This is a genomic window from Amycolatopsis sp. Poz14, from assembly GCF_006704225.1.
GTDB lineage: Bacteria > Actinomycetota > Actinomycetes > Mycobacteriales > Pseudonocardiaceae > Amycolatopsis > Amycolatopsis nivea.
The window spans coordinates 2,549,826-2,573,530 of record NZ_JACLHD010000001.1; the positions used below are offsets into that span (position 1 = coordinate 2,549,826).

The window sequence follows — 23,705 nt, forward strand, 5'->3', positions numbered from 1 at the left end:
TACCGGAACTTCCCGGTGTTCGTCGGTGCTGGCTGTTCTTTGTCGACGCTGGGGCGCTGGCCAGCGCGCTCTCACTCGATGGTGTGGACTCTCTGACATGACGTCAGGATTTCCGACAGGCTGCCGATGTTGATGAGGCATTGTCGTTTCCGTTCAACTCGGGGACACGGTCGGGAGGCGCGGTGGGGCTGGCGGTGGTGCGGTCGCTGCGCGGGCCGCGGAAGCTGAGCACGACCCAGGACCTGGAGGACTTCGAGCAGGAGCTCGTCGATCAGTACCTGCTTGCCTCGATGGGGGCGGGAGTCTGCGACAGCACGGTGAACAACGACCGAGCAGCGATCTTCGAGTTCATCCAATTCCTCGGTCGTCCGGTGTGGACAGCCGAGCCTGCTGACGCGGACCGGTTTCTGGTTCGCCAGCGCAAGGATCTGGGCAGGTCCCGGTTGACGGTGCAGCACAAGGCGTGGGCGATCGGGCACTTCTTCGATTTCCTGATCGGCCGTTATCAGGGCGACATTCACGCGCTCGCCGGGTGTGTGGTGGCGCAACCGATCGACGAGCACAACCGGCCGGCCAAGGCCGACTACGGGACACCTCGAATACCGCCCTCGGACAAGGAAACCGAGCTGTTGTTCACCGAGTGGCGGGACTCGCTGGAGCACGCCCGGAAGTTCCGCACTGCGGCTCGGGACTATCTGGCGGCGTCGTTGTGGCGCCGGGCGGGGTTGCGGATCCAGGAGACCTACATGCTCGACATGCGCGACTGGCGCCGGGATCTGGGCGAGTACGGCAAGCTGCATGTCCGATTCGGCAAAGGAAGCCGGGGACGCGGCCCGAAGACGAGGCTCGTTCCGGCGATCAACTCGGTGGCCGAGTTGCTGGACTGGTGGCTGGTGGAAGTGCGTCACCAGTTCGGCGAGGACTGGGAGCATCCCGACGCGCCGCTGCTGCCGAGTGAGCGCCAGGACCCGCACACCGGATTCTGTGGCCGGGTTGGTGACCAGACGTTGCGGGACGGGTTGGCGGAGGCGACCGGACGATGGCTGCCGGACTGGGCAGGAAGGCTGACACCGCATACATTGCGGCACTACTGTGCATCGTCGCTGTATGCGCGAGGCATGGATCTTAAAGCTATACAAGAGGTTTTGGGCCACTCGTGGCTCTCGACCACGACCGCGTACATCCACGTGGAGTCCGAGCACGTCGAACATGCCTGGGCCAAGGCCAACCAGCGCGTGGCCGCCCGGCTGGGCACCGAGGAAGGGTAGCGCGATGCGCTGGAACCTGCGAATGAAAGCCGCCGAGGCAGGGATCTGGAAGTCCACGGAGATGCGCCGCAGGCTCGCCGAGGCGGGATTGGATATCAGCGCGGGCAAGATGTCGAACCTGTGGATCGGCAATCCCACCACGATCCGGCTCGATGATCTCGACGTGATCTGCGCGGTGCTGGAGTGCGCACCGACTGATCTGCTGATCCCCGAGCCGGAGAAGGTCGCCGCTCGTCGGCCCCGCAAGGCCGACACGGGCACGGTCGCGCCGATCACCCCGCGGCTGGGGCGACATCGATCGGTGCCGCCGGCGTGACCGGGCGTCCCCGCCGCTGCCGGGTGTGCGGGGTGCGTCCCCCGGCGATGCGGGAGGTCCCGTACTGCTTCCAGTGCTGGCCCGGCGGCCCGATCGCCCCGCCACCGTGCCGCAAATGCGGGTCCACAAACGACTATTACACGTCCGGGCTGTGCGCCCGCTGCCACAGCCACGCGCCCGGCGAGAAGTCGCCGCTGTGGCAGTCGCCCGGCACGCTCGCGCGACAAACGGTCGTGGTCGACTCGTGTCTCGACTGCCACGCCTGGGGCGTGACCCGCACCTACGGTTGGCTGTGCGTGGGCTGCCGTAGCTGGCGCGAGAAATACCGACACAAGGGTGTGTGCGACACCTGCGGGAACGAGGTGGCGCTCAACGAGGGCGGGTCGTGCCGGTTGTGCTGCAAGACGCGCAGCCTGCTCGCCCAGGACCGCGACCAGCGGCCCAGCAGCATCAGTCTGGCCGAGGCCAACGTGTTCGGGCAGCAGCTGTTCTTCGCCGGCATGTGGCACCGCGAAGGACAGGGCCAACGGCCCTACGTCAAGAAAACCATCCCACCGAACCTGTCGTTGCTGCACCCGGTGCCCTACGAACAGCTGGTGCTGCTCGAACTGCCGCGGGACCTGAAAGCCGGACTGCGCAAGGGATTCCCACCGCCGCCCGACCCGGCCCGCGAGGCCGCCTGGCACCAGTTCGTGCGCGAGCACGCCGCCGCGCACGGCTGGAGCAGGACCGTCACCGAACGCGCCCAGCGGGCGATCCGGATGCTGCTGGGCATGCAAGACACCCCCGGTGCCGCGATCCGCGCCAGCGACGTCCTGCCCCTCTCGCGCATCCGGCACCCCGTGCGCCCGGTGCTCGACGTGCTGACCGTCGCCGGCATGCTCGCCGACGACCGCGTCCCGCCCACCGAGCGCTGGTTCCAGCTGCAGATCACCGGACTGCCCGAGGACATCCGTCACGAACTCGAGGTCTGGTTCGACATCGCCCGCAACGGCAGCACCACCCCACCGCGATTTCGTCCCCGTTCCGACAACACGGTGCGTTCGCAGCTGGGCTACGCGCTGCCGATCATCCGCGCCTGGGCACGCACCCACCCCTCGCTGCGGGAGATCGGCCGCGACGACGTGCTCGCCGCCCTGCCGCCCAGCGGCAGTCCGCGCAGCAGCACCCTGCAAGGGCTTCGGTCGATCTTCCGGATCCTCAAGGCCCGCAAGCTCACCTTCATCAACCCCACCACGCGCATCAGCGTGCCCACCCCGGACAAACACGTGCCCGCACCGATCGATCTCACCGAGCTGCGCGGCGCGCTCAACTCCGACGACCCGACCCGCGCGGCGTTGGCCGCGCTGCTGGCCTTCCACGCCATCCGCATCTGGCAACTGCTCCAGCTGCAGCTCGCCGACGTGCGCGACGGTCGCCTCTACCTGCCCGACCGCATCGTGCCGCTCGCCGAGCCGGTCCGGGCACGAGTGTCGGCCTACCTGGACTACCGACAACGGACCTGGCCCGACACCGCCAATCCGCACCTGTTCATCCACTACCGCAACGCCAACACCACCACGCCCGCGACCCCGTGGTGGATCCGCAAACGGCTCGGCATGATCGCGCAAGCCATCCGCCAGGACCGCATCCTCGACGAAGCCCACGCCACCGGCGGCGACGTCCGCCAGCTCTGCGAACTGTTCGGCCTGTCCATCGCCGGCGCCTACCGCTACACCAGCAGCGTCGACCACCCCGGCATCGCCGAATACGAACAATCCACAAAGGAATGACGATTCCATAGTTCCCCAACTCCGGGATTCAGCTATCATCGTCAAGCACCAAATACCCAGAGTTCCGCTCAGATTCGGGTAAAGTTGCGAGGAACTCTGGGGAAGTTGTGATGAGCGCGTTTTCCTGCGGCGAAGCCAGCGACTGGAACGCGACTCTCTGCGTCCCGGTCGAGAGCAGACCTTGTCCCTTGTCCGCGGAAATCAGGAACTGCTTCTCACCCTCGGACAGGTTAAAGGTCTCCACGATCTCCTCGATCGCCTGCGGCGCTTGACGTAGCAGAATCTGCGTCGCCGCGTTAGCGATGATCGCCTTGCCCAGGTCTGTCCCGAGGACATCGCCGACATCCTGAGTCGCGATCGTCAAGCCCGCCCAGTGTTTCCGGGCTGCTTTGGCCATCCGGTGCAGAAAACGCGCCCCGGCCGGGTCCTGCATGAGCAGCCACGCTTCGTCGACGGTGATCAGCCTCGGCCGCCGGATGGCCGGGTTGGACACCCGCCGCCACACCGTGTCCAGCGTGAGCAGCGTGCCGATCGGCCGGAGTTCGTCGGGCAGGTCACGCAGGCTGAACACGGTCAGGTGGCCCTCGGGCCGCGTGGTGGTCGGCCCGGAGAACATCGTGGAGAACGCGCCCTCGACGAACGGGTGCAATCTGGAGCCGAGATCCGCGGCGATCGGATCGCCGGTGGCGGTGAGGACCGCGGCGAGATCCGCCAGCAGCGGTGCCTGCCTGCCCCAGGTCCGCGGGTCGCTGGTGATCCCGGCTTGCTGGTAGGTGGCCATGATCGCCCGGTCGAGCACGGCGCGTTGCTGCGCGGATAGTTCGGTGCCGAGCAGCACTCCGATGACGGTGTGCAGGAACAGCGCCCGGCGCGTCAGAGCGTCCTTGGGGGCGGTGCGGCGACCGTCCGGGCGTATCGCGATCGGCAGGTCGAACGGGTTGATGCGGACATCGGCGTCGCCGAGGTGGATGTAGGTACCGCCGATGGCCTCGCACAGCCGCCGGTACTCGTCCTCCGGGTCGATGATCGCGACCTCGACCCCGCGGTAGAGGCTGCGCAGGGTTTCCAGCTTCACCAGGTAGGACTTGCCCGCGCCGGAGCGCCCGAGCACTACGGCGTTGTAGTTGTCCGCGGAAAAGCGATCCCAATGCACCAAACCCTGCGATCCGACGTTGAACCCGTACAGCACACCGGCCGGTGCAGCGACACTGGTCGGGTCAGCGGGCGGCAGATCGGGGCTGGTGAAGGGAAACGCCGCGGCCAGCGCACTGGTGTCGAACGTGCGGCGCATCCCGATGAGATCCAGCGCCAGCGGCAGGGTGGACACCCAGCCCTGCAGCGACCGGTAGGTGGTCGGCTGCGCGTTCATCAGCAGCGATGCCGCGAGCGCTCGCACTGCGGCGACCTGCTCGTCGAGATCGGCTTCGCTGGTGGCGTGCATGGTCAGATACAGCCCGAGCCGATACAGCTTGCCTTCGCCGCGGGCGACCCGGGCCGAGAGGTCGTAGGCGTCCTCGGTGGCGGCCTCGACCATCGGGTCCAGCAACCGCCCCTTCTCGCTGGTGTGTCGCCGCCCCGATTCCAACTTGGACAGCTGGCGCTTGAGCCGGTGGGCGGCGGTGACCGGGTCGATCGGCTCGATGTGCAGCGACACGTCGACGCGGCCGGGGTAGGACAGCAGCGGTTGCAGCCATCCGGCGTGTACTTCGCGCGGGTAGCCGGTGACTGCGAAACTGGCGACCCATTCGCCGCCGATCTCCAGGTGCCGGGGTGCGACTGACAGCGAATCCGGCGTGAACGCACTGGCCCTGCCCAACGGTGCATTCGCGTGCTGCGTCCCGCGGCCTCGGGCACGGCCGAACTTCCTGCTCATAGGTCCCCGCCCTCCCATTCGTCCAGGACCGTCGGCTCCGGTGCGCTGTCGCGCCCGCCCCGGCTGGTCGTGCTTCGGTGATGGACTGGTGGCTGGTCGTCGGGGTCCGGGGCGGCGGTGGTGATGACTTCGTCTGCGCCGGCCAGGCCTGCCGAGGGCGGGATCAGGCTGTCTGGGTTGCACGCGGTGGCCAGCACGGCGGTGGCCTGCCCGGCCTCCAGGGGCGTGATCGTGATCCCGGCTGGGGAGAGCAGTTCGGTGGCTTCGCCCAGCCTCCGCACGAGCCGGGTTTCCGCCGAGTGCCGCGCGGTCTCGGTGACCTCGCCGTCCCGGCTGCGGGCGCGTCGTGCCCGCAGTGCGGCGAGCGGGGACGCGCCGCCGAGCCCGTCGGTCGGCCCCGTGGCGCGGATCGGCTCGCGCAGCACCAGCAGTACCTGGCGGCGCAGCAGATCGGTGGAGCGGCGCAACTGGTCGAGGTAGGTCGCGTGCTCGGCCGCGGCGGCTTCGAGCATCGGATGCGGCAATCCGGGGGCGGCCTCGCGCAGGTCGCTGATCTGCTGGCTCAGGTCCAGCCGTTCGGCCCGGATGAGCATTTGCACCGGCGCGGAGATCGAGTGCAGATACCGGCCGAAGCTGGCGACCAGGGCCTCTTGCTCGCCGGGTGTGCGGAGGGCGAAGTTGACGGTGCTGGCCACTGCGACCATCGCGACCCCGTCGGGGCCGAGGTCGACGACCCCGGCCTCGGTGACTCCTTCCGCGGGCAGCCGCAGCGCCGCCGGAGACACCTCCGACCTGCCCGCCACATCGGTCGCGGTGATGGTGCTGGTCAGCCACTCGGGTGCGGGCCGGACCCCTTCGGGGGCGGCGACGCGGCGGCGGGGTTGCAGCCGCTGGCGGAGGGCGGCGAGCATGAGCCGGTCGAGGCTCATGCCGTCGCGCTGACCCAGCGCCAGGACCGCGGCCGTGACACCGAGAGGAACAGCGGCGATCAGGAAGATCGGCAGCGGCACCACACCGCGGGTCAGCGTCCAGGCACCGTAGAGCACGATCCCGGTCACGGCGAGGATCGCCAGCTGCCGGGCGGTGAGGTTGGCCAGGACGCGATCCTCGCGATCGACATCGGAGGGGATGCGCACGGGCTGGGTCATGACTTCTCACCTCCACGGGGCGGGGCTTTCGGCGGAGCTGGTGGCGTGGTCGGCGCCCGGAACGTCACCGGCGGCACGGACGGCGTGCGCGGGCGGGCGTCGCCGAGGCGCGGCTGCGGGTGCGCGGTCCGGAACACCGGCGCGGCGGGCGGCGCAGTCGCGGGCGTGGCCGGACGGGACACGTGGGGCGGTTCCGGCGTCGGCGGCTGGAACCGCAAGTACGGAGGAACCGCGGCCGTCGCGACCGGCCGAGCCGGAGTCGCGGCACCACCGGCTCGGCGCGGTGCACCAGGAGCTTGGAACCGGGGCGCCGTCGGAGCCCGCCTGCGGTGCCGCCCGGCGGGCGGCGGGGCTGGGATGCCGGGCTTGGGTGCGGAACTGAATTCGGGCATGGTGGGTCCTTGACTGGCCGAGGTGACGGCCGGGTCGTGGATGGTCTCCTGCGGACCGGGCTGCAGAAACTCCGGTCGCTGCGAGGGCGGGCGCGGCTGCTGGGCAGCACGGGCGCGCTCGGCGTCGTAGGCCGCCTGCATCCGCTTGTTGACCGCCTCCGGTGTCCGCGGGCTCCGCGGATGAGGGGGCCACGGCGGATCGGCAGCAGCACCGCCCCGGCCACCGCCGCCCCTGTGTCCCTTGCCGCCGGCGGCCGTGCTGGCCTTGCCGAAGCGGCCGGACTTCCCGGCGACCATCCCGAATGTTTTCGCTGCGATGTAGGTCTTGACGAGACTTCCGAGGAGAGAGCGGCCGTTGCCGATCCTGGCGGCCGAGAGGAACCAGAACGGAATCTTGAAGAGGACGTAGAACAAGGCGATCGCGGCGATGAGCATGCCGAGCGCGGACAGCGTCGAGCCGAACAGATGCACCCCGCCGGTCAGGAAGGTCCGCACGGCGCCGATCAGCACGAGCGACTGCGCGACCTGGATCGCCAGCGTCGCCCCGGTCGCCTTCCACCACCACCGGGCGATGCCGTCGGTGTGGGGCAAGCCGTGACACATCAGAAACAGCGGCCCGGTGGCGATCAGGATCAGCGTGATGACGACACGCACTGCGTAGACAGCCAGCAGGGCGATCCCGACGACCACCAGCACCAGCGCCAGCAGAATCATGAAGAACCCGCCGGAGACCGCGCCATCGACCGCGTCCTTGAGCGTGGATCCCAGCGAGGGCGGGTCCACCCCGTCGCCAAGGACTGCGGCGGACAGCGCGTTCGCCAGCCGGATGAGCTTCTCGGCGAAGAACAGCGACAGCGCGGAGGCGAGGAACCCGATCGGGATCCGCGGGCCGATCTCTTTGATCGAGTACCGGCTCTGCACCGTCTCGTGGGACATCACGACGATCCCGGCGACCAGGATCAGCATCCCGTAGCAGGCCAGCACGATCTGCCACGAGTTGTCCCACAGTTCGCCGATACCGGGAAGCTGGTCCAGCGTCGGCGTGGTCAGCACGGTGTGGCCGAGCAAGTCCAGGATCGGCGACAGCGCGGCGGTGACCAGATCCTTGAACACGCCGTTGATCGCCTTGGCGATGCAGCCGGTGATGTTGGTCAGCCCGCAGTCCGGATCGCCGTTTCCCGTACTGGGACCGCCCGGCCGCGGGCTCGTGCTCGGCGGCGGGGTGGGCTGCGGAATGCAGTCCTCGCCCGTGCACGGCGGGTTCGCAGTCGTGCTCGGCGCGGCGGTCGGGCTGCCGGGTGTGCAGCCGATCTGGCCGGGGAAGCAGCTCGTGGGTGGCGGCAGTTCGGTGATCGGAGGCAGTGGCGTCGCCGGGACCGACGGGCGCGGCGAGCCGGTCGGAAAGCGGCACGCCGGGTCCGGCGAGTTCGGGGCACACGTGTCGCTGGGGTTGGGCGGCAGCGGCAACGGCGGCGGTTGCTGCGCCGCGGGCTGCGTGCTCGGCTGCCGGGGTGCGCCGGGCGCGGCCCACGCACTGACAGCCAGCGCACCGCCGAGCAGCATGGTCAGGCCCAGCGCCAGCAGCCAGACCCGCCGCCGGGAACCACGTCCGGTGCGCTGCGGGGTCGGCGGGGCGAGCAGGACCCGCTCCCGGCGCACCGGGTCCAACGGGCGCGAGCCGGTGCCGGGCTCGCCGCGATCGGGCTCGGGCACGCGGGAGCGTCGGGTCGCGGTCATAGCCTCAGGCCCCGACAATCCCGCGCAGGGTTTCCACCACTAGCGGTGCCAGCGCAGCCAACCCGTAGCCCCAGCCCGCCGACTTGAACGACTGCTTGGCCTTCTCGACTTCGCCGGGGTCGCCCCCGGCCATCAGGTACCGGACGCCGCCGATGGTGAGGAACACCGTCGCCAGCCCAGCGAGGATGCCGATGAGCCAGTTGCGGATGTTGTCGAAGACCTGCCCGACGCTGCTCGCGATCGCGAGCACCTGTGTGGAAGCCTGCGCCGCATCCGCGGCGAGCGAGCTGAGCAGGACCGCGCCGAGTACCGCGTAGATCGCCGCGTGGCGCACTGGCCGCGACCGAGAGATCCGATGACAGGTGCGTGTGGTATCCGTGTGTGCCGTCGGCCGCGAGTGGCTGACGACGCCGGGGCGGGATCGTTTCCGGTCGGTCGTGCTCGACGCGAGGAAGCACGACGGCGCGGGGGTGTGCTGAGTCTGGGGATGGGGTGTCACGCGCATCGGCGCACCTCCGAAGTCGGCTCGTGCTCGGCGGTACGCGGAGAGCCGGGTGAGGTCTCCCCGCGCCCCAAGAGGCCGGATTTCGGGTCGTTTTTCGACACCGCCCGTGACGATTTCCTGGAAGAAGCCGGTCGGCCGTTGCGCAGACGACCGCTCACAGCACGTGACACACCTGGGTTTTCCTCGGCGGGAGCGTCCGGTGGATCGACGACGAGAGCGGCGACAGCTGCGTCGGCGACAGGGTCTTCGGGGCCAGCGCCGGCGACCTGATCGCGCAGCCACGCGACGAGTCGGTCTTCGGCTCGATCACGGGCCTTGAACGCGGTCTTCAGCGCAGCGCCATGACGGTGCGCCCAGTCGGTCACCGAGGTGTCGCCGAGCCGTGTCGCCGAGATCAGTTCCGCTTCGGCGGGGGTGAGAATCTGCTCGCCGACCGCCCGCGCGAGCACCAAGTCGGGATGTCCGTACGGCGGGCGCGGTGCCGCGGAGCGGTAGCCCGAGCCCGCCGGCATCGGAGCGTCGAGCGACTCCTCCAATGCTTCCTGCCCGGCGCGGCGGGCGGCGAAGTGCAGCCGGACCGCGATGGCCGGGTCGGCCAGATCGACGGTCGACAGCGCGTGGACAAACCCGGCGAGCACCGCCGCGTGGGCGTCCGCGCGATCGCCGCGATACCGCGCCGCCAGCCATCGCGCGCTCGCGGCCAGCGACGGCAGCGCCATCCCGACGCACGCCACCGTCCAGGCACCCCCGTGCGTGCGGGAACGCAGCACCAGGTGCGCCCACACGTCGTCGCGCGTGCGGGGCGGGCACTGCTTGCTCATCACCCGGTCCCGCAGTTCGTCCAGCGGCACCGGGCGCCGCGGCAACCCGGCGAACCGGGCCCCCTGCACGGCCATCGGCTTCGGCCCGGTGACCAGCCACCCGAAGGCGTCGCGCGCGGTGTCCAATGGCAACCATTCGTGTCCCCCGCGATCAGGGCGGATAAGCGCAGAAGCAGTCTCGTCGTTCGTCATTTGATGCGCTCCTGACTGGAGTTGGTGAATCAGCTCCGTCAGGACGCCAGGGCGGCGACAAGAAAGGGGCAAGAAAAGAACAAGGATGATCTTGTTGGCAGGCAAATTCGGCTACTAAAACCGAAGCCTCGAAGGACTCGAAGACCTCTTGCTGGCGGCGCACCCTGGCGGCGTCCTCGATCGTCTTAGTAGCTGGCGAGCTGGCGTTTAAGCGATCCTTAGTAGGCAAGCGACTGTTCGTAGAGGAGGGTGCACGACGACTCGGTCGGGCGACTTTGATTCGGATCGGAAATTCTTCTTGGCTCAAGTCGGGATGGTTCGACAGCAGATCGACCCCGCACTGTGTTGGACCCGAATAGTTCCGAACGTCCGGGAGTGTCGACGTATTCGGACTCTCTTCTCGCTGCGTGCGGTTCAGAGCTTCGGGAGTTTGTCAAAAACCTGGAAGTGCGGTGTCGAAAAGCGGCCTCAAAACCCGCCTCTTGGGGTGACTTGGCAGACCGCGCCGATCACACTGCGAGGAAGGCCGCCGATGACTCCAACACCGCACCCTGAGCCCGGAAGCCGCCGCCATCACACGCCGCATCACCGCACGGCGAGCGCGGCGCGTACCCGTCACGGACGGCACCGCGCACCGGAGCGCCTGCCCGCTGTCGCGGCTGCCCGCCGGCCACGTCCGGCGGCCTTCTGGCCGTTCGCCGACGCGGAGATGCTGCCCGGCACCGCGCTGCTTCCCGGCTGGCTCGGACGCACGATCGTCACCCTCGTCACGACCTACACCCGCCCCGGCGACCGCGTCCTTCTCCTCACCCCGCCACCGTCCCCACGCACCCTTCGGCACGCGGTCGGCGGTGCCCGCGACGCCGCCCCCTACGCCGGTCTCGCCGAGGCGGTCTGGACCGTCGCCCGGCTCGGACGCAGCACCGACACTGCGACAGCGGTACTCGCCCCCGACTGCCCGGGCGAGCACACCGACTCGCCCCGCCGTTCCGGAGTTGAGTCGGGGTCGCGACCCCGACTCGGTCGGCTCGATCTGCACCCGCTGGCCGACCCGCACCCAGACTCCCCACGCCCTCCGCGTCGCGACGGAGACCGACCGCGCGGCGGTTTCGACCTGATCATCACCTCGCTCGACCCGCGCGCCACCGACTGGCTCGCGCGCGCCGACTGGGACGCCCTGCTCACCCCGCGCGGCCTCGTTGCTGTCGTCACGCACAGTGATTCCCGCGATGGCCAGCTGCGTGATCCGCTAGCGACCTTGCTGAACACACTGGGTAGTCGCGGATTGCGGTGTCACGATCACATCGCCGTGCTCGCCACGCCTGTGCCGAACCTGCCGGACCGCCCCGACCGGATGTGCGCCGAGGACTCCGTGCCGGACTTCTCGCCGCGCGCGGCCGACGCCGCAGCGCCGCCGCTGCGCTCGGTGCACCACGACCTCGTTCTGCTCGGGCGGCTGTCGCCGGACGCGACGGACGACCGTGGCATCGAGGGGAAGGAGACCTCGGATGTCTAAGAGCGCCGACAGGCAGCTCCCCCGCGCGTCGGGGGAGCGGTCCGAAGGCCCGATTGTGGCGTCGGTGTGGCCGACGGGGACTGACAGCTTGACGGCCCAGCTGACCGAGGGCGGCTACCACGACGCCACCGGTGCCGACCCCGGCCTGATGGCCCCGGCGATCGCCCGCTACGCCGTCGCGGCGCTGACCCGGCCCGGCGATGTCGTGCTCGATCCCGACTGCGGCGCGGGCACCACGATCGTCGAAGCGCTCCGGACCGGGCGGCACGCGATCGGGTTGACCGGGCAGCGCCGGTGGTGGCGCCTGGCGCGCGCCAACGTGACCGCCACGAAGGCGCGGGGCGTGTTCGTAGACGGGATGGTCCTCGTCCTCGACCGACGCCCCGGAACGGCCGCCGCCGCAGCCACGGCCGGGTTGACCGGACGGATCGCTCTCCTCCTGACAACCCTGCGACCCGGTCCGGTCGGCGACATCGATGGTGCACTGGAGAGGTTGCACGGACTGCTTGCGCAATACCGGCCGCTGCTGCGTCCGGGCGGGCACGTGGTCGTCACCAGCGCCCCGCAGCGCCACCCCGTGCGGCACGACCTGCTCGACGTGCCCGGCCGGATCGCGGCGGTCGCCGGCGCGGCCGGGCTGGCGCCGGTCGCGCGGTGCGTGGCGTTGACCGCCGCAGTGCGACGAGGCCGCACGTACACCCGCGCGTCGCTGGCCCAGCGACGAGCCGCCGCCCGAGCGGAACGCGTTCTCGGGCATCCGGTCGCGCTGCCCGCGCACCACACCGCGCTGGTGCTCCGGGCCGATCCCGACGCCGCCGATCCGGCCCTGAACCAGTCCCTCCCCGCGCTGCCCGCGCCCCCACCACGCGGCCACGGGCGCGGAACACGGCCCGATTCGGCCGCCGCCTGAGTGCGCGCCGCGTCGCCCAGCACCCGCCGGCAACCCGCCTGTGGCGCAGCGACGCGATCCGACGTACTGCGGCTCGCGATTTCAACCCAACGTGCCGAAGGAGCGAATCTCATGGACACCGTCCACTACCGCGATGACACCGTCACGTTCTGCACCGGCGACGCCACCGCGACCCTCGCCGGCCTGGCGGAGAAATCGGTGGACTGCGTGGTCACCAGTCCGCCGTACTGGGGGCTGCGCGACTACGGGACCGGAACCTGGGTCGGCGGCGATCCCGGTTGCGCGCACCTTGCCGGGTCCGGACGCGGCGGCAACATTCCCCAGTCCAAACACCCCGGTCTCGCCTATCCCGCGTCGGCGGCGCATCGCGGCGGCGAGCCGCAGCGCTGCCGCCGGTGCGGTGCCCGTCGCGAGGACGACCAGCACGGCCTGGAGGCGACCCCGCAGGACTACGTCGACCGGCTGCGGCAGGTCTTCAGGCAGCTGCGCCGGGTCCTGTCCGACACCGGCACGGTGTGGCTGAATCTGGGCGACTCGTACTCCGCCGAACCGCCCGGCCGCACCGGGGACGCGATGCGGGCGAGCACCCTGTCCGGTCGCAGCGCGGCGGCGCCGCTGCGGGAGTCGGTGCGCCGGGCCGGGGTGGCGCGCACGCGGTCGCTGCCGCGGAAGAACCTGGTCGGGATGCCGTGGCGGGTGGCGTTCGCGCTGCAGGCTGACGGCTGGATTCTGCGCAATGCGATCGTGTGGCACAAACCCAATGCCATGCCCGAATCCGTGCGTGACCGGTTGTCGAACCGGTACGAGATGCTGTTCCTGTTGACCAAACAGCAGAAGTATTTCTTCGACCTCGACCCGATCCGCGAACCGCTCGCATGCCCGGAAGCCCTCACGTCGGGCAGTGTGATCGGCGGCGCGAACAAGGGCCGCCACAGCGGGATCGGCGCGACCGCGCGCCGCCGCGGACACAGCGTGTACGGCAAATACCGGGATACCGAGCCGTTTTCCGCGAAAGCGCACGGGGACGCGATGCGCCCGACCGGCGCGCGGCACACCGCCGCGCATGCTCGGGGCAAGAATCCGGGTGACGTCTGGTCGATCACCACCCGCCCGTTGCGGGAGGCGCACTTCGCCGCGTTCCCGGTCGACATCCCACTGCGCTGCATCGCGGCCGGATGCCCAGCCGGCGGTGTAGTGCTCGACCCGTTCAGCGGTGCCGCCACCACCGGACTGGCCGCACGCCAGCTCGGCCGCTCCTACGTCGGCATCGACCTCAACCCGGAGTTCCACGAGATCGGCCTGCGCCGCCTTGGTCTCACCGCACAGAACACCGGGAGGGCGGCATGACCACCTTCGCCGCACGCTCCCCTGAGGACGACGCCGTCACGCTGGTGACCGCCGACGCCGAAGCCGGAATCCAGAACCTGCCCGAGGATTCGATCGACTGTCTGGTCACCAGCCCGCCCTACTGGCGGCTGCGCGACTACGCACCCGACACTTGGACCGGTGGCCGGCCCGGCTGCCGACACCGGTCCGCAGGCCTCGGCAGCCGGGGTTCAGTGCAGCAGAGGTGCCGGGATTGCGGGGCGCGGCGTGAGCATCCGCAGATCGGGCTGGAACCAACTGCGGACGACTACGTCGAGACCGTGCGCGCAGTGTTCGCCGCGGCCCGGCGGGTGCTGACTCCGCGGGCCACCGTGTGGGTCAATCTTGGTGACAGCTACTCCACCAATTCCGACGGCTATTGGTGCACGACCCCTGGGCATACAGGGCAATCGCACTACCGGCCGCGAGCGGACGTGCCGCACAAGAATCTGCTCGGCATGCCATGGCGGCTGGCCTTCGCTCTGCAGAACGACGGGTGGATCTTGCGGTCGGCGATCGTCTGGCACAAGCCCCACGCCACGCCCACATCGATCTCCGACCGTCTCGCGACTCGGCACGAGATGCTCTTCCTGTTCGTCACGCAGCCGGACTACTACTTCGACCTCGATGCGATCCGGCAGCCCTACACCGGCGACCGGGCTCTGTCCCGGCGCGCCCACCACCGGGGCACCAAACCGAACACCGCCCGCGGAACCTGGCCCCGCACACCCGCCGACGGACAGCGTGGTCGCAACCCCGGCAACGTGTGGACCATCCCGCCGGACCGCACCCGTATCGGGCATCCCGCTCCGTCGCCGGCCGAGATCCCGCGGCGCTGCATCGCGGCGGGATGCCCGCCCGGCGGTCACGTCCTCGACCCGTTCAGCGGCAGCGGCACCACCGCCGTCGCCGCCCGCGAACTCGGCCGACGTTTCACCGGCATCGACACCAACCCCGCCTACCACGAGCTCGCACTCCGACGCATCACCGCAGTCGACCCGGACACAGGACGGCCGCAATGACCGACGACACCGCCTTTGTTCAACCGGAAATCATCCACGGCGACGCCCGCGCCCTTCCGGTCCCGGACGCCAGTGTCGATCTGGTGGTCACCAGCCCGCCCTACTTCGGGCTGCGGACCTACCGCGATGGCGACGCCGTCTACCGCGGACAGCTCGGTGCCGAAGACACCCCGGGTGCCTATCTCGAGAACCTGATCGCCTGTACCCGCGAGATGATCCGCGTCCTCCAACCGTCCGGGTCAATCTTCGTCAACCTCGGTGACAAGTACTCCAGCTACAACAACGGCAAAGGCCGCTCCCTGAACGGAACCCGCGGTGCCGGGCAGGTCCCGGACGGCGGCGACCCACACAGCCGCAGTGTTCCGGCGAAGTCGCTGATCGGCTTGCCCTGGCGCTACGCCCTGCGCTGCGTCGACGAACTCGGGTTGATCTTGCGCGCCGAGATCATCTGGTCCAAACCACACGGACTGCCCGAGGCCGTGCGCGACCGGGTCCGCCGCAGCCACGAAACCTGGTTCCACCTCACGCTCAACCCGCGCTACTACAGCGCTATCGACACCATCAGACTTCTGCATTCCGCGCCGAGTCTCGTTCGTGTGGCACCGCACCGATCCCATCCTGGCCGCGCGGCACGCGACGGTCGGTACTACCCGGGCGCAAAACAGCAGACCCTGAAACGACGCCAGATGTCGCACCCGCACGGCCGCCTGCCCGGATCGGTCTGGGAGATCGCACCGCAACCCCTGCGGGTGCCCCCGCACCTCGGGATCGCGCACCATGCGTCGTTTCCGGTGGAATGGCCTCGGCGACTCGTCCTCGGGTGGTCACCACGACGCGTCTGTACTGCGTGCGGGCACGGCCGCCGCCGAGTCCCGATCGCTTACGGCCTGGACACCTCCCGGCCCCAGACGCGGCGGGCGCTGGAACTGGTGCGCGAGCACGGCCTGACCGAGGCCCACCTGTCCGCGCTGCGAGCCGCGGGACTCAACGACACGCCCCGCGCCGTCGACACCCAGGGCCGTCCGGGCGGGCACGAGCACCCCGGTGGGCAGCTCGTCGCCGAGGCACGCGCCGCACTGGGCGGCTACGCCCGCGAATTCCTGCTGTCGCGCGCCACCGAGTTCGCCGACGCCTGCGATTGCGCCGACACGAACGCGGCCGGCGTTCCCGGTGTGGTGCTCGATCCCTTTGGCGGCACCGGAACCACCGCGTTAGCCGCCGCCGTGCACGGCCGGCGAGCCATCTCGCTGGATGCCAGCCGCGACTACTGCCGCCTCGCCGCCTGGCGCGTCCACGACCCCCGCCAGCAAGCACGAGCCCGCGGCACCCACCCGGCCACGGAACCGGCTCCGCGCGCAGCGTGACACCCGTGCCGGTGTGACGTGGACGACAGGCGAGGCCCACTCGTCCGGGGCCTCCGCTTTTCGCCGATCGACGCTACGATCCCAGGCCCGCAGCATCCCAGCTGGACCCTCTGGCCAGCTGGTTTGCGCTGAGCGACAGGCGCTTGCGCGTGGCGCGGGACGAGGAGACCAGGAGGCACGATTCCCATGTCCGCCCCAGCAGCGACTACGGCCACCGAGGGGATCGGCGCCGTGTCCGAGCCGATCAGGGCGGCGTTCTACGGACGCAAGAACAGGACCGACACGATCGCCCTGCGCCTCCTGCGTCAGCAGTACCAGTTGTGCGAGCAGACGTTTCGTCCTCGCGTGGTGATCACCCACTGCTTCTACGACCTGCCCGCCGACGTCGACCCGGTGATGCTGCACGATGCGGGACTGCCCCGACGCGAGGGCGGGTGGCGCGAGCTGGCTGCGACTTTGTCCACTCCGGAACCGGGCTACGACCTGATCGTCTGCGAGAAGGCGGAGCGGCTGTCGCGCGATCCGTTCGAGATTCTGGCTCGCGAACGCCTCGCCGCGCAGCACTGTGTCCCGATCATTTACGCGACCGAGCCCTGGGACCCGGTCTTGGAGATGCTGCCGCAGGCGCGTGCGCTCACCGCGCTGATTCGCCGCCGCGTCCAGGGCTCCGGCTATTTCACGATCGAAAACCCGTATATGGGCGGACAAGGGGGTGTGGACGTTGGCCGGGGAATACGAGCGCCGCGACGACGCCACCGGACGTCTGGCTCCTGACGAACCACCGGAACTGGTCGCGGAAATCCGGGCTGTGGAAGGAATCGAGGCTCAGCGGCTGGCCGCGGAACAAGCACGAGTGTTGTGGGAGGTGACGGAATGGCAGGCCCGGAACAGGTCCGTCGGTGGGCTGGACAACGCAGCGTAGGACCCGTACGGAGTCGTTACGGCAAAGCGGCGGGCTGCGAACCGATGTGCACCTCCTCGCAGCCGACGGTTCTTCGCTTCGCATGGCTGGGCCGTGTGTCCACACGGGACATGCAGGACCCGACCCTCTCCTTGCCGCGCCAGTTGGGGTCGTCGCAACGCTCGCTTCCCGAAGGCGGCCTCATCGTCGCGCATTTCTACGACGTCGAGTCCGGGCGCATGGATCTCGACGCTCGTGGAAGCGGCCGCGCGCACGAACAGTTCGACATCCCGATCCCGCGTGACGGGGGTATCCAGGATCTGCTCGCCGAGGCCGAACGGCCTGATCGGCGGTTCGACTATGTCATCTGCGAGTCGATCGAGCGCACCGCCCGGCACATGTACTACGGCACCACCATCGAACATCGCTTGGAGCGCGCCGGAGTGCGCCTGCTTGCCGCAGACGAGCCCTTTCAACTGACCACAGTGGACGGTCGAAAACCCAAGACTGCCACGCAACTGTTGACCCGGCGGGTCAAGCAGAGCATCTCCGAGTTTTACGTCGTAGACATGCTGGAGAAGTCCTGGGACGGCTACGCTACCCACACCGAAGCCGGGTACAACATCGGCAAAGCCTGCTACGGCTACCGTGCGCGTCACGTACCGCACCCGGTTCCCGCCAAGCGCGCCAAGGGCGCCAAGAAAACCTTCCTCGACGTCGACCCAGCCCAGGCGCCCGCGGTGCGCAAGGCATACCACTGGCGAATCACCGAACGGCTCGGCTACCAAGCCATCGCGGACCGCCTCAACCTCGACCCCTCCAGCTACCCGCCGCCCGTCCCCGTCGACCCGAAACGTGCCGTCGGCCGCTGGACCTACTCGAACGTGCGCGACATCCTCACCAATCCCAAGTACACCGGGCACATGGTGTGGAACCGCAGCGGACGCAAGTCCCGAGGAAACCGCGCCAACCCCATCGGGGAATGGATCTGGACCACGAAACCCGTCCACGAAGCTCTCGTCACCCTGGAGGACTGGCTGCAAGCCCAGGACGTCAGCGGCCACCGCTTCGGCTCCCGCAGCACCGGCAACAACACCAACGTCAAACATCCCCAGACCAAGCGCAGCTACCTGCTGCGCACCTACCTGTTCTGCGGCGACTGCGGCCGCCGCATGAACGGCAAGACCCGCCGAGGCCACGCCTACTACGTCTGCGCCCCGAAGAAGGGGTACGTCCCCGAGGGGCACCCCGCCGCGGGAAGCTTCTGGATCCGCGAAGACGCCATCGTCGACAAGCTCAACGAGTTCCTGTCCGCCCACATCTTCGGCACCTACCGCCGCAGCCTGCTGGGGGATGCCGCTCGCGAACTCGGCGCTGCCGCGCAGCGGGAACGAGAGCAGCGCATCGACGCACTGCGCCGCGAGATCAACGACACCGTTCGCATGATCAAGAACGTCGTCCGCAGTTTCGCGCTGTTCGAAAAGCCGACCAAGGAACTTGTCGGCGAGATCAACGACGAGCGCAGTGAGCTTCACGAACGCAAATCTCAGCTCGAAGTCCAGCTCGCCCAGATCGAGGAGGAGAATCAGCAGGCGGTCAACCCTGACCTGCTTGACGCTCTGCCCGTGGGCGAGGTTCGGGTCGAGGAGTTGCCCGAGGACGTCGCACGGCGACTCTTCGAAGCCCTCCGGCTTGAGGTGCGCTACCAGAAGCGCGCCAACCAGATCAAGTGCACAGCCACGCTCGTAGGACCCGCAGTCTCAGCGGTGCGGCAGGCTGCTCGCGGTGCCGTCATCTTACCGTTTGACCGCAGCAAGCGCATTGACCAGCGTAAACACGAGAAAGAGGAGGATGTCATGTCTGACATCTCTCCCGTTCCCATCCTTGTGGTGCCCTCGGCAGGATTCGAACCTGCGACACCTGCCTCCGGAGGGCAGTGCTCTATCCCCTGAGCTACGAGGGCTCGCTTGCGCGACTGGACAGAGCCTAGCGCATGCCCCTTTCCGGCTGTGCACAGGAGGGGGCTTAACGCGGTAGCGTCGGATCGTCGACGCGGAGGGAGGCGGCGGTGGGCGCCGAGCCGTTCCAGGTCAGGGTGGCTGAGCAGGACATCGAGGACGTGCGGGCGCGGTTGCGGCGCACGAGGTGGCCGGAGGCGGAGACCGTCGGCGACTGGGCGCAGGGAGTGCCGCTCGGCTATGCCAAGGAGCTCTGTCGCAGCTGGGCCGAGGACTACGACTTCGGGTTCGCCGACCGGCTCAACGTCTTCCCGCAGTTCCGTCAGGAGGTCGACGGTCTCGGGATTCACTTCGTGCACCTCCGTTCGCCGGAGCCGGACGCGTTTCCGCTGGTGATCACGCACGGCTGGCCGGGGTCGGTGCTCGAATTCCTCGACATTCTCGGCCCGCTGACCGACCCGCGGGCGCACGGTGGCGATCCGGCGGACGCGTTTCATGTCGTCGCGCCTTCGTTGCCGGGGTACGGCTGGAGTGACAAGCCGAGCGAAACCGGTTGGGGCGTGCGGAAAATCGCGACCGCTTGGGATCAGCTGATGGTCTCGCTCGGCTACGACCGCTATGGCGCGCAGGGCGGCGACTGGGGTTCGGCGGTCTCGGGGGCGCTCGGCGAGGTGGCGCGGGAGCGGCTCGCGGGGGTGCACGTCAACATGGCGGCCGCGCCGCGAGGCGAGTTCGCGGACGAGACCGACGAGGAACGCGAAGGGGCGCAGGCGGCGGCCGAGTTCCGGCGCACCGGCCAGGGGTATTCGGGGCAGCAGGGCACGCGACCGCAGACGCTGGGCTACGGACTGACCGACTCGCCGGCCGGGCAGGCGGCCTGGATCGCCGAGAAGTTCTGGGCCTGGACCGACAACAACGGTCACCCGGAGGACGCGGTCACCCGGCAGCAGCTTCTCGACGCGATCTCGGCGTACTGGTTCACCGCGTCGGCGACGTCGTCCGCGCGGCTCTACTGGGAGAGCTACCGCAGCTTCGGCGATCTCGTCACGGCGCCGTCTGGCATCTCCGTCTACCCGCGCGACATCATCCGCCCGTCGCGGCGGCAGGCGGAGCTCAAGTACACCGATTTGCGCTGGTTCGAGCGGCTGCCGCGTGGCGGGCATTTCGCCGCGATGGAACAACCGGCGTCGCTCGTCGAGCAGATCCGCGGGTTCTTCCGGCTCGTGCGCTGATCTTTCCCACCTCGCGGAACAGGGCTGGGGGAAACGCGTCACCAGGCGTTAGGGTGAAGTTAGGCTACCCTGTATTGCACATATGCGCATGTCACTATATATTCCTCTCGACACCGAAACTTGGGAGGCGAGCGATGGGACACGGGCACGGCCACGGGCACACCGCCGCTCCGGCGAGCGCGTCCGGCCGCTACGTCCGCGCGCTGCTGATCGCTCTCGCGGTCGGTGCCGGGTTCATGGTGCTGGAGTTCGCGGTCGGCTTCGCCACCGGTTCCCTCGCGCTGATCTCCGACGCCGCGCACATGTTCACCGACGTTCTCGGCGTCGGAATGGCGCTCGCCGCGATCGTGCTCGCCCGGCGCAGCGGGCCGACGCCCAGCCGCACGTTCGGCATGTACCGGGCGGAAGTCCTTGCCGCGCTGGCGAATGCCGTCCTGTTGTTCGGTGTCGCCGGGTATGTGGCCGTGGAGGCGATTGGCCGGATCACCGACCCGCCGGAGGTGCCTGGCCTGCCGGTGCTGCTCGCCGCGGCCGCGGGTCTGGTCGCCAACATCGTGTCGTTCCTGGTGCTGCGCTCGGGCGCGAAGGAGAGCCTGAACGTCCGCGGCGCGTACCTCGAGGTGCTGGCTGACCTCATCGGCTCGGTCGGCGTGCTGCTCAGCGGCGCGATCACGCTCACCACCGGCTGGCGTTACGCCGACCCGATCATCGGTGTCGCGATCGGCCTGTTCGTGCTGCCGCGCACCTGGACGCTTGCCCGCCGCGCGCTGCGGATCCTGTTCCAGCACGCGCCGGCCGGCGTGGACGTCGGCGAGATCAGCACCGAACTCGCCGCGCTGCCGGGTGTCGCGGACGTGCACGACCTGCACGTGTGGACGCTGACCTCGGGCATGGAGGTCGCGTCGGCGCACCTGACGGTGAAGGCCGACGCCGAACAGTCCACTGTGCTCACCAAGGCGCAGGACCTGCTCTCGGTCCGCTACGAGATCAAACACGCGACGCTGCAAGTCGAGGGACCGCAATGCGCCCGCCGGTGCACGGAGCTGTCCTGGTAGACCGGGGGCTATGCGCAAGGACTTCGACCCCGCACAGCTGGCCCCGAACGCCTTCTACCACCTGATGACCGCGACCGTCGTGCCGCGGCCGATCGCCTGGGTGTCGAGCGTTTCCCGCGACGGAGTGGACAACCTCGCGCCGCATTCGTTCTTCACCGTCGCCTCGGCCGCGCCCGCGGTCCTGCAGTTCACCTCGGTCGGCCGGAAAGACACCCTGCGCAACGTCGAGGCGACCCGCCAGTTCGTGGTCAACCTCGCGCCCGAGCCGCTGTTCGAGCAGATCAACGCCACCGGCGCGGATTTCCCGCCGGAGCTGAGCGAATTCGACGAGGCAGGGCTGACCCGCGAGCCGAGCCTCAAGGTCCGTCCGCCGCGGGTCGCGGAATCACCGGTGGCGTTCGAATGCGAACTGCACAGCACGGTCGGTTTCGGCCGCTCGACGGTGGTGTTCGGCCGGGTCGTGCACCTGGCGGTCAACGAGGACGTCCTCGACGGCGACCACCCGCTGATCGAGCGCCTGCGGCCGCTGTCCCGGCTGGGGCGCGACGAATGGGGAACGCTGGGCGACATCAAGGAACTGGCGCGGCCCACCTACAAAAACTCGTGAGCGCCCGTCCCGGTCAGAACCGCGACAGGCGCTCACGAGCGGAGGTCAGGAAAAAGGCAGCGGCTGCGCTCCCCGCCCCTTCAGCATGAGCTTCATCTGGTCCATTTCCGCGCCCTGCGACACCAGCATGCTGCGGCACAACGCCTTCACCGCGTCGTTGGACGTGTGGTCCTGCGCGTACTCGGCCATCGCGACGCCGCCCTGGTGATGCCGCAGCATCAGCTGCAGGAACTCGACGTCCAGCGCGCGGCCGGACAGCGACCGCAGTTTCGCGAGGTCCGCGTCGGTGGCCATGCCCGGCATCGGCGCGCCGCCGGCCGGGCTGCTGGTCGGCATCTGCATGCCCGCGTGGCCCATCGGCTCGGTCATCCACGTCATGTACGCGCCGGTCGCCTGTTCGGGCTGGTCCCACAGCATGAGCCAGCCCTTCATGCGCCCGACCTGCTCGGTCTGCGTGCGCTCGATGTCGAACGCGAGCTGGCGGATCTCCGGGTCGGTCGAGTGGTCGCGCGCCCAGCCGGCCATGGTGACCGCCTGCAGGTGGTGCACCGACATGTCCTGGGCGAACCCGACCTCAACCGAACCCGCGCCCGGCGTCGCGGGCACCGCGTCGCTGCCGTCGGTGAGCCGCGTCGCGAAGACCCCGATTGCGGCCCCGACCAGCAGCACCGCGATCAGCGTCCCGCCGATGACCACCCACCGCGACCAGCCCGTCCGTGCCGCCGGAGCGGACTCCTCGGCGAAGTCGGCGGAGGGGGAGGCGGAACGGGCGGTTTCGACGCCGCCCGTCTCGGCCTGGTCCGCGTGGTTTTCGGAGCCCACGGTCACTGCCCGGCCGGCGGCGTCCCCGGCATGCCCGGCTGCTGCTCGGTCTGGGCTCCGGTGCTGCCCTTGTAGTCCATCGGCTTCGCGTCCTTGCCCGGCTTGCTCGGGTCGAACTTCGGCGGGTTGCTCGGGTCGAACATGCCCTTGCCGAGCGCGTCGCACGAGGCGCCGATCTCCGGGTACACGCCGTTCGGGTTGGTCCGCAGCGCGGCGATGAACTGGTCGATGCGCGGGTCGTCGGCGCTGTCCAGCTTCAGCTGGTGGCCCCACGACTGCAGCGAGATCGGCTTGTCCAGGCCCGGGTACGGCGACATCATCATGTACGGCTTGCCCTTGACCCGCGCCTCCAGCAGCGGGATCTGGTCGCCCTTCACCTTGTCCGGGTTGTAGGCGATCCACACCGTGCCGTGCTCGAGCGAGTGCACCATGTTCTCGTTGCGCACCGCTTCCGGGTACACGACGCCGGTGCAGGTGGCCCAGTAGCCGTCGTGCGGGCCGCCGAACGGCGGGCTCTGGTCGTAGGCCACCCGTTCGGTGGGCAGGATGTGCACCGATCCGGTGTATTGCTTGATGACGACGCCGGGGATCTTCTTCGACGGGTCCGGATTGCTCGCGGTCGGCGCGAAGGAGGCGGCCGCCTCGTCCCGGGCGGCCTGGTCGCGCTTGGGCGCGGAGGCCTGCAGGTAGTAGACGATGACGCCGGCCAGCAGGGCGACCACCACGACGACGCCGATGATGGTGCCCCAGGGCGTGCGCTTGCCCGCGACGACCGAGCGGTTCTTCGCCGCCTTCACCGCGGACGCGCCCGAGCCCTTCTTCTTGGTGGTCCCGTTGGCCATGATTGCCGAGATCTCCTCGTGAGAGCGGGGGAGGGAGCCGGACGGAACCCTGCCGGTAGCCCAGTGTAGAGACCGGGCGTTCGATCA

19 protein-coding genes, 1 tRNA gene and 1 pseudogene are annotated in these 23,705 nt (G+C 69.4%); 13 read left to right on the forward strand and 8 right to left on the reverse strand.

Annotated features, from left to right (window positions below):
* Positions 1 to 182: 182 nt before the first annotated feature.
* Genes FKO37_RS12580 through FKO37_RS12590 form a run of 3 tightly spaced genes read left to right on the forward strand, consistent with a single transcriptional unit; the run spans position 183 to position 3,356 of the window.
* Positions 183 to 1,268 (forward strand): tyrosine-type recombinase/integrase, encoded by a 1,086-nt coding sequence (locus tag FKO37_RS12580; RefSeq protein WP_101434546.1) that lies wholly within the window; start codon positions 183 to 185, stop codon positions 1,266 to 1,268.
* A 4-nt stretch (positions 1,269 to 1,272) separates the two neighbouring features.
* Positions 1,273 to 1,584: a helix-turn-helix transcriptional regulator gene (locus FKO37_RS12585; RefSeq protein WP_101434545.1), complete on the forward strand. Its 312-nt coding sequence runs from the start codon at positions 1,273 to 1,275 to the stop codon at positions 1,582 to 1,584.
* Positions 1,581 to 3,356, forward strand: a complete 1,776-nt coding sequence (locus FKO37_RS12590) for a hypothetical protein (RefSeq protein WP_101434544.1) — start codon at positions 1,581 to 1,583, stop codon at positions 3,354 to 3,356. Before FKO37_RS12585 ends, FKO37_RS12590 begins: the two co-directional genes overlap by 4 nt.
* Positions 3,357 to 3,384: 28 nt before the next feature.
* Here FKO37_RS12590 and FKO37_RS12595 read toward each other — a convergent pair whose 3' ends face one another.
* The 5 genes from FKO37_RS12595 to FKO37_RS12615 form a co-directional block, all read right to left on the reverse strand.
* Complete coding sequence (locus FKO37_RS12595; protein ID WP_238604465.1) at positions 3,385 to 5,229, reverse strand: VirB4 family type IV secretion system protein; 1,845 nt, start codon at positions 5,227 to 5,229, stop codon at positions 3,385 to 3,387.
* Complete coding sequence (locus FKO37_RS12600; protein ID WP_101438030.1) at positions 5,226 to 6,377, reverse strand: PrgI family protein; 1,152 nt, start codon at positions 6,375 to 6,377, stop codon at positions 5,226 to 5,228. The genes FKO37_RS12595 and FKO37_RS12600 overlap by 4 nt, the downstream gene beginning before the upstream one ends.
* Positions 6,374 to 8,506, reverse strand: a complete 2,133-nt coding sequence (locus FKO37_RS12605; protein WP_101438031.1) for a hypothetical protein — start codon at positions 8,504 to 8,506, stop codon at positions 6,374 to 6,376. The genes FKO37_RS12600 and FKO37_RS12605 overlap by 4 nt, the downstream gene beginning before the upstream one ends.
* A 4-nt stretch (positions 8,507 to 8,510) precedes the next feature.
* The gene (locus FKO37_RS12610; RefSeq protein ID WP_238604466.1) at positions 8,511 to 8,840 is read right to left on the reverse strand and encodes a pilin; all 330 of its coding nucleotides are present in this window, start codon (positions 8,838 to 8,840) and stop codon (positions 8,511 to 8,513) included.
* A gap of 161 nt (positions 8,841 to 9,001) precedes the next feature.
* Positions 9,002 to 10,024 carry a hypothetical protein gene (locus tag FKO37_RS12615; RefSeq protein WP_037364578.1) on the reverse strand — a complete coding sequence of 341 codons (1,023 nt, stop codon included), beginning with the start codon at positions 10,022 to 10,024 and terminating at the stop codon, positions 9,002 to 9,004.
* A gap of 532 nt (positions 10,025 to 10,556) precedes the next feature.
* On the opposite strand from FKO37_RS12615, the gene FKO37_RS12620 reads away from it, so the two are divergent.
* From FKO37_RS12620 to FKO37_RS47745, 7 genes and pseudogenes are all read left to right on the forward strand, one after another.
* The gene (locus FKO37_RS12620) at positions 10,557 to 11,540 is read left to right on the forward strand and encodes a hypothetical protein (RefSeq protein ID WP_143271441.1); all 984 of its coding nucleotides are present in this window, start codon (positions 10,557 to 10,559) and stop codon (positions 11,538 to 11,540) included.
* Positions 11,533 to 12,450, forward strand: coding sequence for a DNA methyltransferase (locus FKO37_RS12625; RefSeq protein ID WP_037364584.1), 918 nt, complete (start codon positions 11,533 to 11,535; stop codon positions 12,448 to 12,450). The genes FKO37_RS12620 and FKO37_RS12625 overlap by 8 nt, the downstream gene beginning before the upstream one ends.
* 111 nt (positions 12,451 to 12,561) lie before the next feature.
* Positions 12,562 to 13,797 carry a site-specific DNA-methyltransferase gene (locus tag FKO37_RS12630; RefSeq protein WP_051166187.1) on the forward strand — a complete coding sequence of 412 codons (1,236 nt, stop codon included), beginning with the start codon at positions 12,562 to 12,564 and terminating at the stop codon, positions 13,795 to 13,797.
* On the forward strand, positions 13,794 to 14,837 hold the full coding sequence (locus tag FKO37_RS12635) for a site-specific DNA-methyltransferase (protein WP_051166188.1): 1,044 nt from the start codon (positions 13,794 to 13,796) through the stop codon (positions 14,835 to 14,837). Before FKO37_RS12630 ends, FKO37_RS12635 begins: the two co-directional genes overlap by 4 nt.
* Positions 14,834 to 16,201 carry a site-specific DNA-methyltransferase gene (locus tag FKO37_RS12640; protein WP_037364587.1) on the forward strand — a complete coding sequence of 456 codons (1,368 nt, stop codon included), beginning with the start codon at positions 14,834 to 14,836 and terminating at the stop codon, positions 16,199 to 16,201. Before FKO37_RS12635 ends, FKO37_RS12640 begins: the two co-directional genes overlap by 4 nt.
* Before the next feature lie 186 nt (positions 16,202 to 16,387).
* Positions 16,388 to 16,975, forward strand: a complete 588-nt coding sequence (locus FKO37_RS12645) for a hypothetical protein (RefSeq protein ID WP_037364589.1) — start codon at positions 16,388 to 16,390, stop codon at positions 16,973 to 16,975.
* Positions 16,976 to 17,671: 696 nt separating this feature from the next.
* Positions 17,672 to 18,286: pseudogene (locus FKO37_RS47745) on the forward strand (recombinase family protein); the annotation flags it as partial.
* 703 nt (positions 18,287 to 18,989) lie between these two features.
* Here FKO37_RS47745 and FKO37_RS12655 read toward each other — a convergent pair.
* Positions 18,990 to 19,065, reverse strand: a tRNA-Arg gene (locus FKO37_RS12655).
* Between the two features lie 105 nt (positions 19,066 to 19,170).
* Between FKO37_RS12655 and FKO37_RS12660 the strand changes: the two genes are divergently transcribed.
* From FKO37_RS12660 to FKO37_RS12670, 3 genes are all read left to right on the forward strand, one after another.
* On the forward strand, positions 19,171 to 20,292 hold the full coding sequence (locus FKO37_RS12660; protein WP_238604468.1) for an epoxide hydrolase family protein: 1,122 nt from the start codon (positions 19,171 to 19,173) through the stop codon (positions 20,290 to 20,292).
* A gap of 134 nt (positions 20,293 to 20,426) precedes the next feature.
* Entirely contained in the window at positions 20,427 to 21,347 is a 921-nt protein-coding gene (locus FKO37_RS12665; RefSeq protein WP_037817392.1) for a cation diffusion facilitator family transporter, read from the forward strand.
* Between the two features lie 10 nt (positions 21,348 to 21,357).
* Positions 21,358 to 21,954 (forward strand): flavin reductase family protein, encoded by a 597-nt coding sequence (locus FKO37_RS12670; RefSeq protein WP_037817393.1) that lies wholly within the window; start codon positions 21,358 to 21,360, stop codon positions 21,952 to 21,954.
* Between the two features lie 45 nt (positions 21,955 to 21,999).
* Here FKO37_RS12670 and FKO37_RS12675 read toward each other — a convergent pair whose 3' ends face one another.
* Positions 22,000 to 22,650, reverse strand: coding sequence for a DUF305 domain-containing protein (locus FKO37_RS12675; protein WP_238608256.1), 651 nt, complete (start codon positions 22,648 to 22,650; stop codon positions 22,000 to 22,002).
* A 128-nt stretch (positions 22,651 to 22,778) separates the two neighbouring features.
* Positions 22,779 to 23,618, reverse strand: a complete 840-nt coding sequence (locus tag FKO37_RS12680; protein WP_037817394.1) for a DUF3105 domain-containing protein — start codon at positions 23,616 to 23,618, stop codon at positions 22,779 to 22,781.
* Positions 23,619 to 23,705: the final 87 nt, after the last annotated feature.

Coding starts and splice junctions, on each gene's coding strand:
- FKO37_RS12645 (WP_037364589.1), top strand. CDS start 16,388: ATGTCCGCCCCAGCAGCGACTACGGCCACCGAGGGGATCGGCGCCGTG.
- FKO37_RS12665 (WP_037817392.1), top strand. CDS start 20,427: ATGGGACACGGGCACGGCCACGGGCACACCGCCGCTCCGGCGAGCGCG.
- FKO37_RS12615 (WP_037364578.1), bottom strand. CDS start 10,024: ATGACGAACGACGAGACTGCTTCTGCGCTTATCCGCCCTGATCGCGGG.
- FKO37_RS12670 (WP_037817393.1), top strand. CDS start 21,358: ATGCGCAAGGACTTCGACCCCGCACAGCTGGCCCCGAACGCCTTCTAC.
- FKO37_RS12635 (WP_051166188.1), top strand. CDS start 13,794: ATGACCACCTTCGCCGCACGCTCCCCTGAGGACGACGCCGTCACGCTG.
- FKO37_RS12620 (WP_143271441.1), top strand. CDS start 10,557: ATGACTCCAACACCGCACCCTGAGCCCGGAAGCCGCCGCCATCACACG.
- FKO37_RS12640 (WP_037364587.1), top strand. CDS start 14,834: ATGACCGACGACACCGCCTTTGTTCAACCGGAAATCATCCACGGCGAC.
- FKO37_RS12585 (WP_101434545.1), top strand. CDS start 1,273: ATGCGCTGGAACCTGCGAATGAAAGCCGCCGAGGCAGGGATCTGGAAG.
- FKO37_RS12605 (WP_101438031.1), bottom strand. CDS start 8,506: ATGACCGCGACCCGACGCTCCCGCGTGCCCGAGCCCGATCGCGGCGAG.
- FKO37_RS12600 (WP_101438030.1), bottom strand. CDS start 6,377: ATGACCCAGCCCGTGCGCATCCCCTCCGATGTCGATCGCGAGGATCGC.
- FKO37_RS12630 (WP_051166187.1), top strand. CDS start 12,562: ATGGACACCGTCCACTACCGCGATGACACCGTCACGTTCTGCACCGGC.
- FKO37_RS12680 (WP_037817394.1), bottom strand. CDS start 23,618: ATGGCCAACGGGACCACCAAGAAGAAGGGCTCGGGCGCGTCCGCGGTG.
- FKO37_RS12625 (WP_037364584.1), top strand. CDS start 11,533: ATGTCTAAGAGCGCCGACAGGCAGCTCCCCCGCGCGTCGGGGGAGCGG.
- FKO37_RS12595 (WP_238604465.1), bottom strand. CDS start 5,229: ATGAGCAGGAAGTTCGGCCGTGCCCGAGGCCGCGGGACGCAGCACGCG.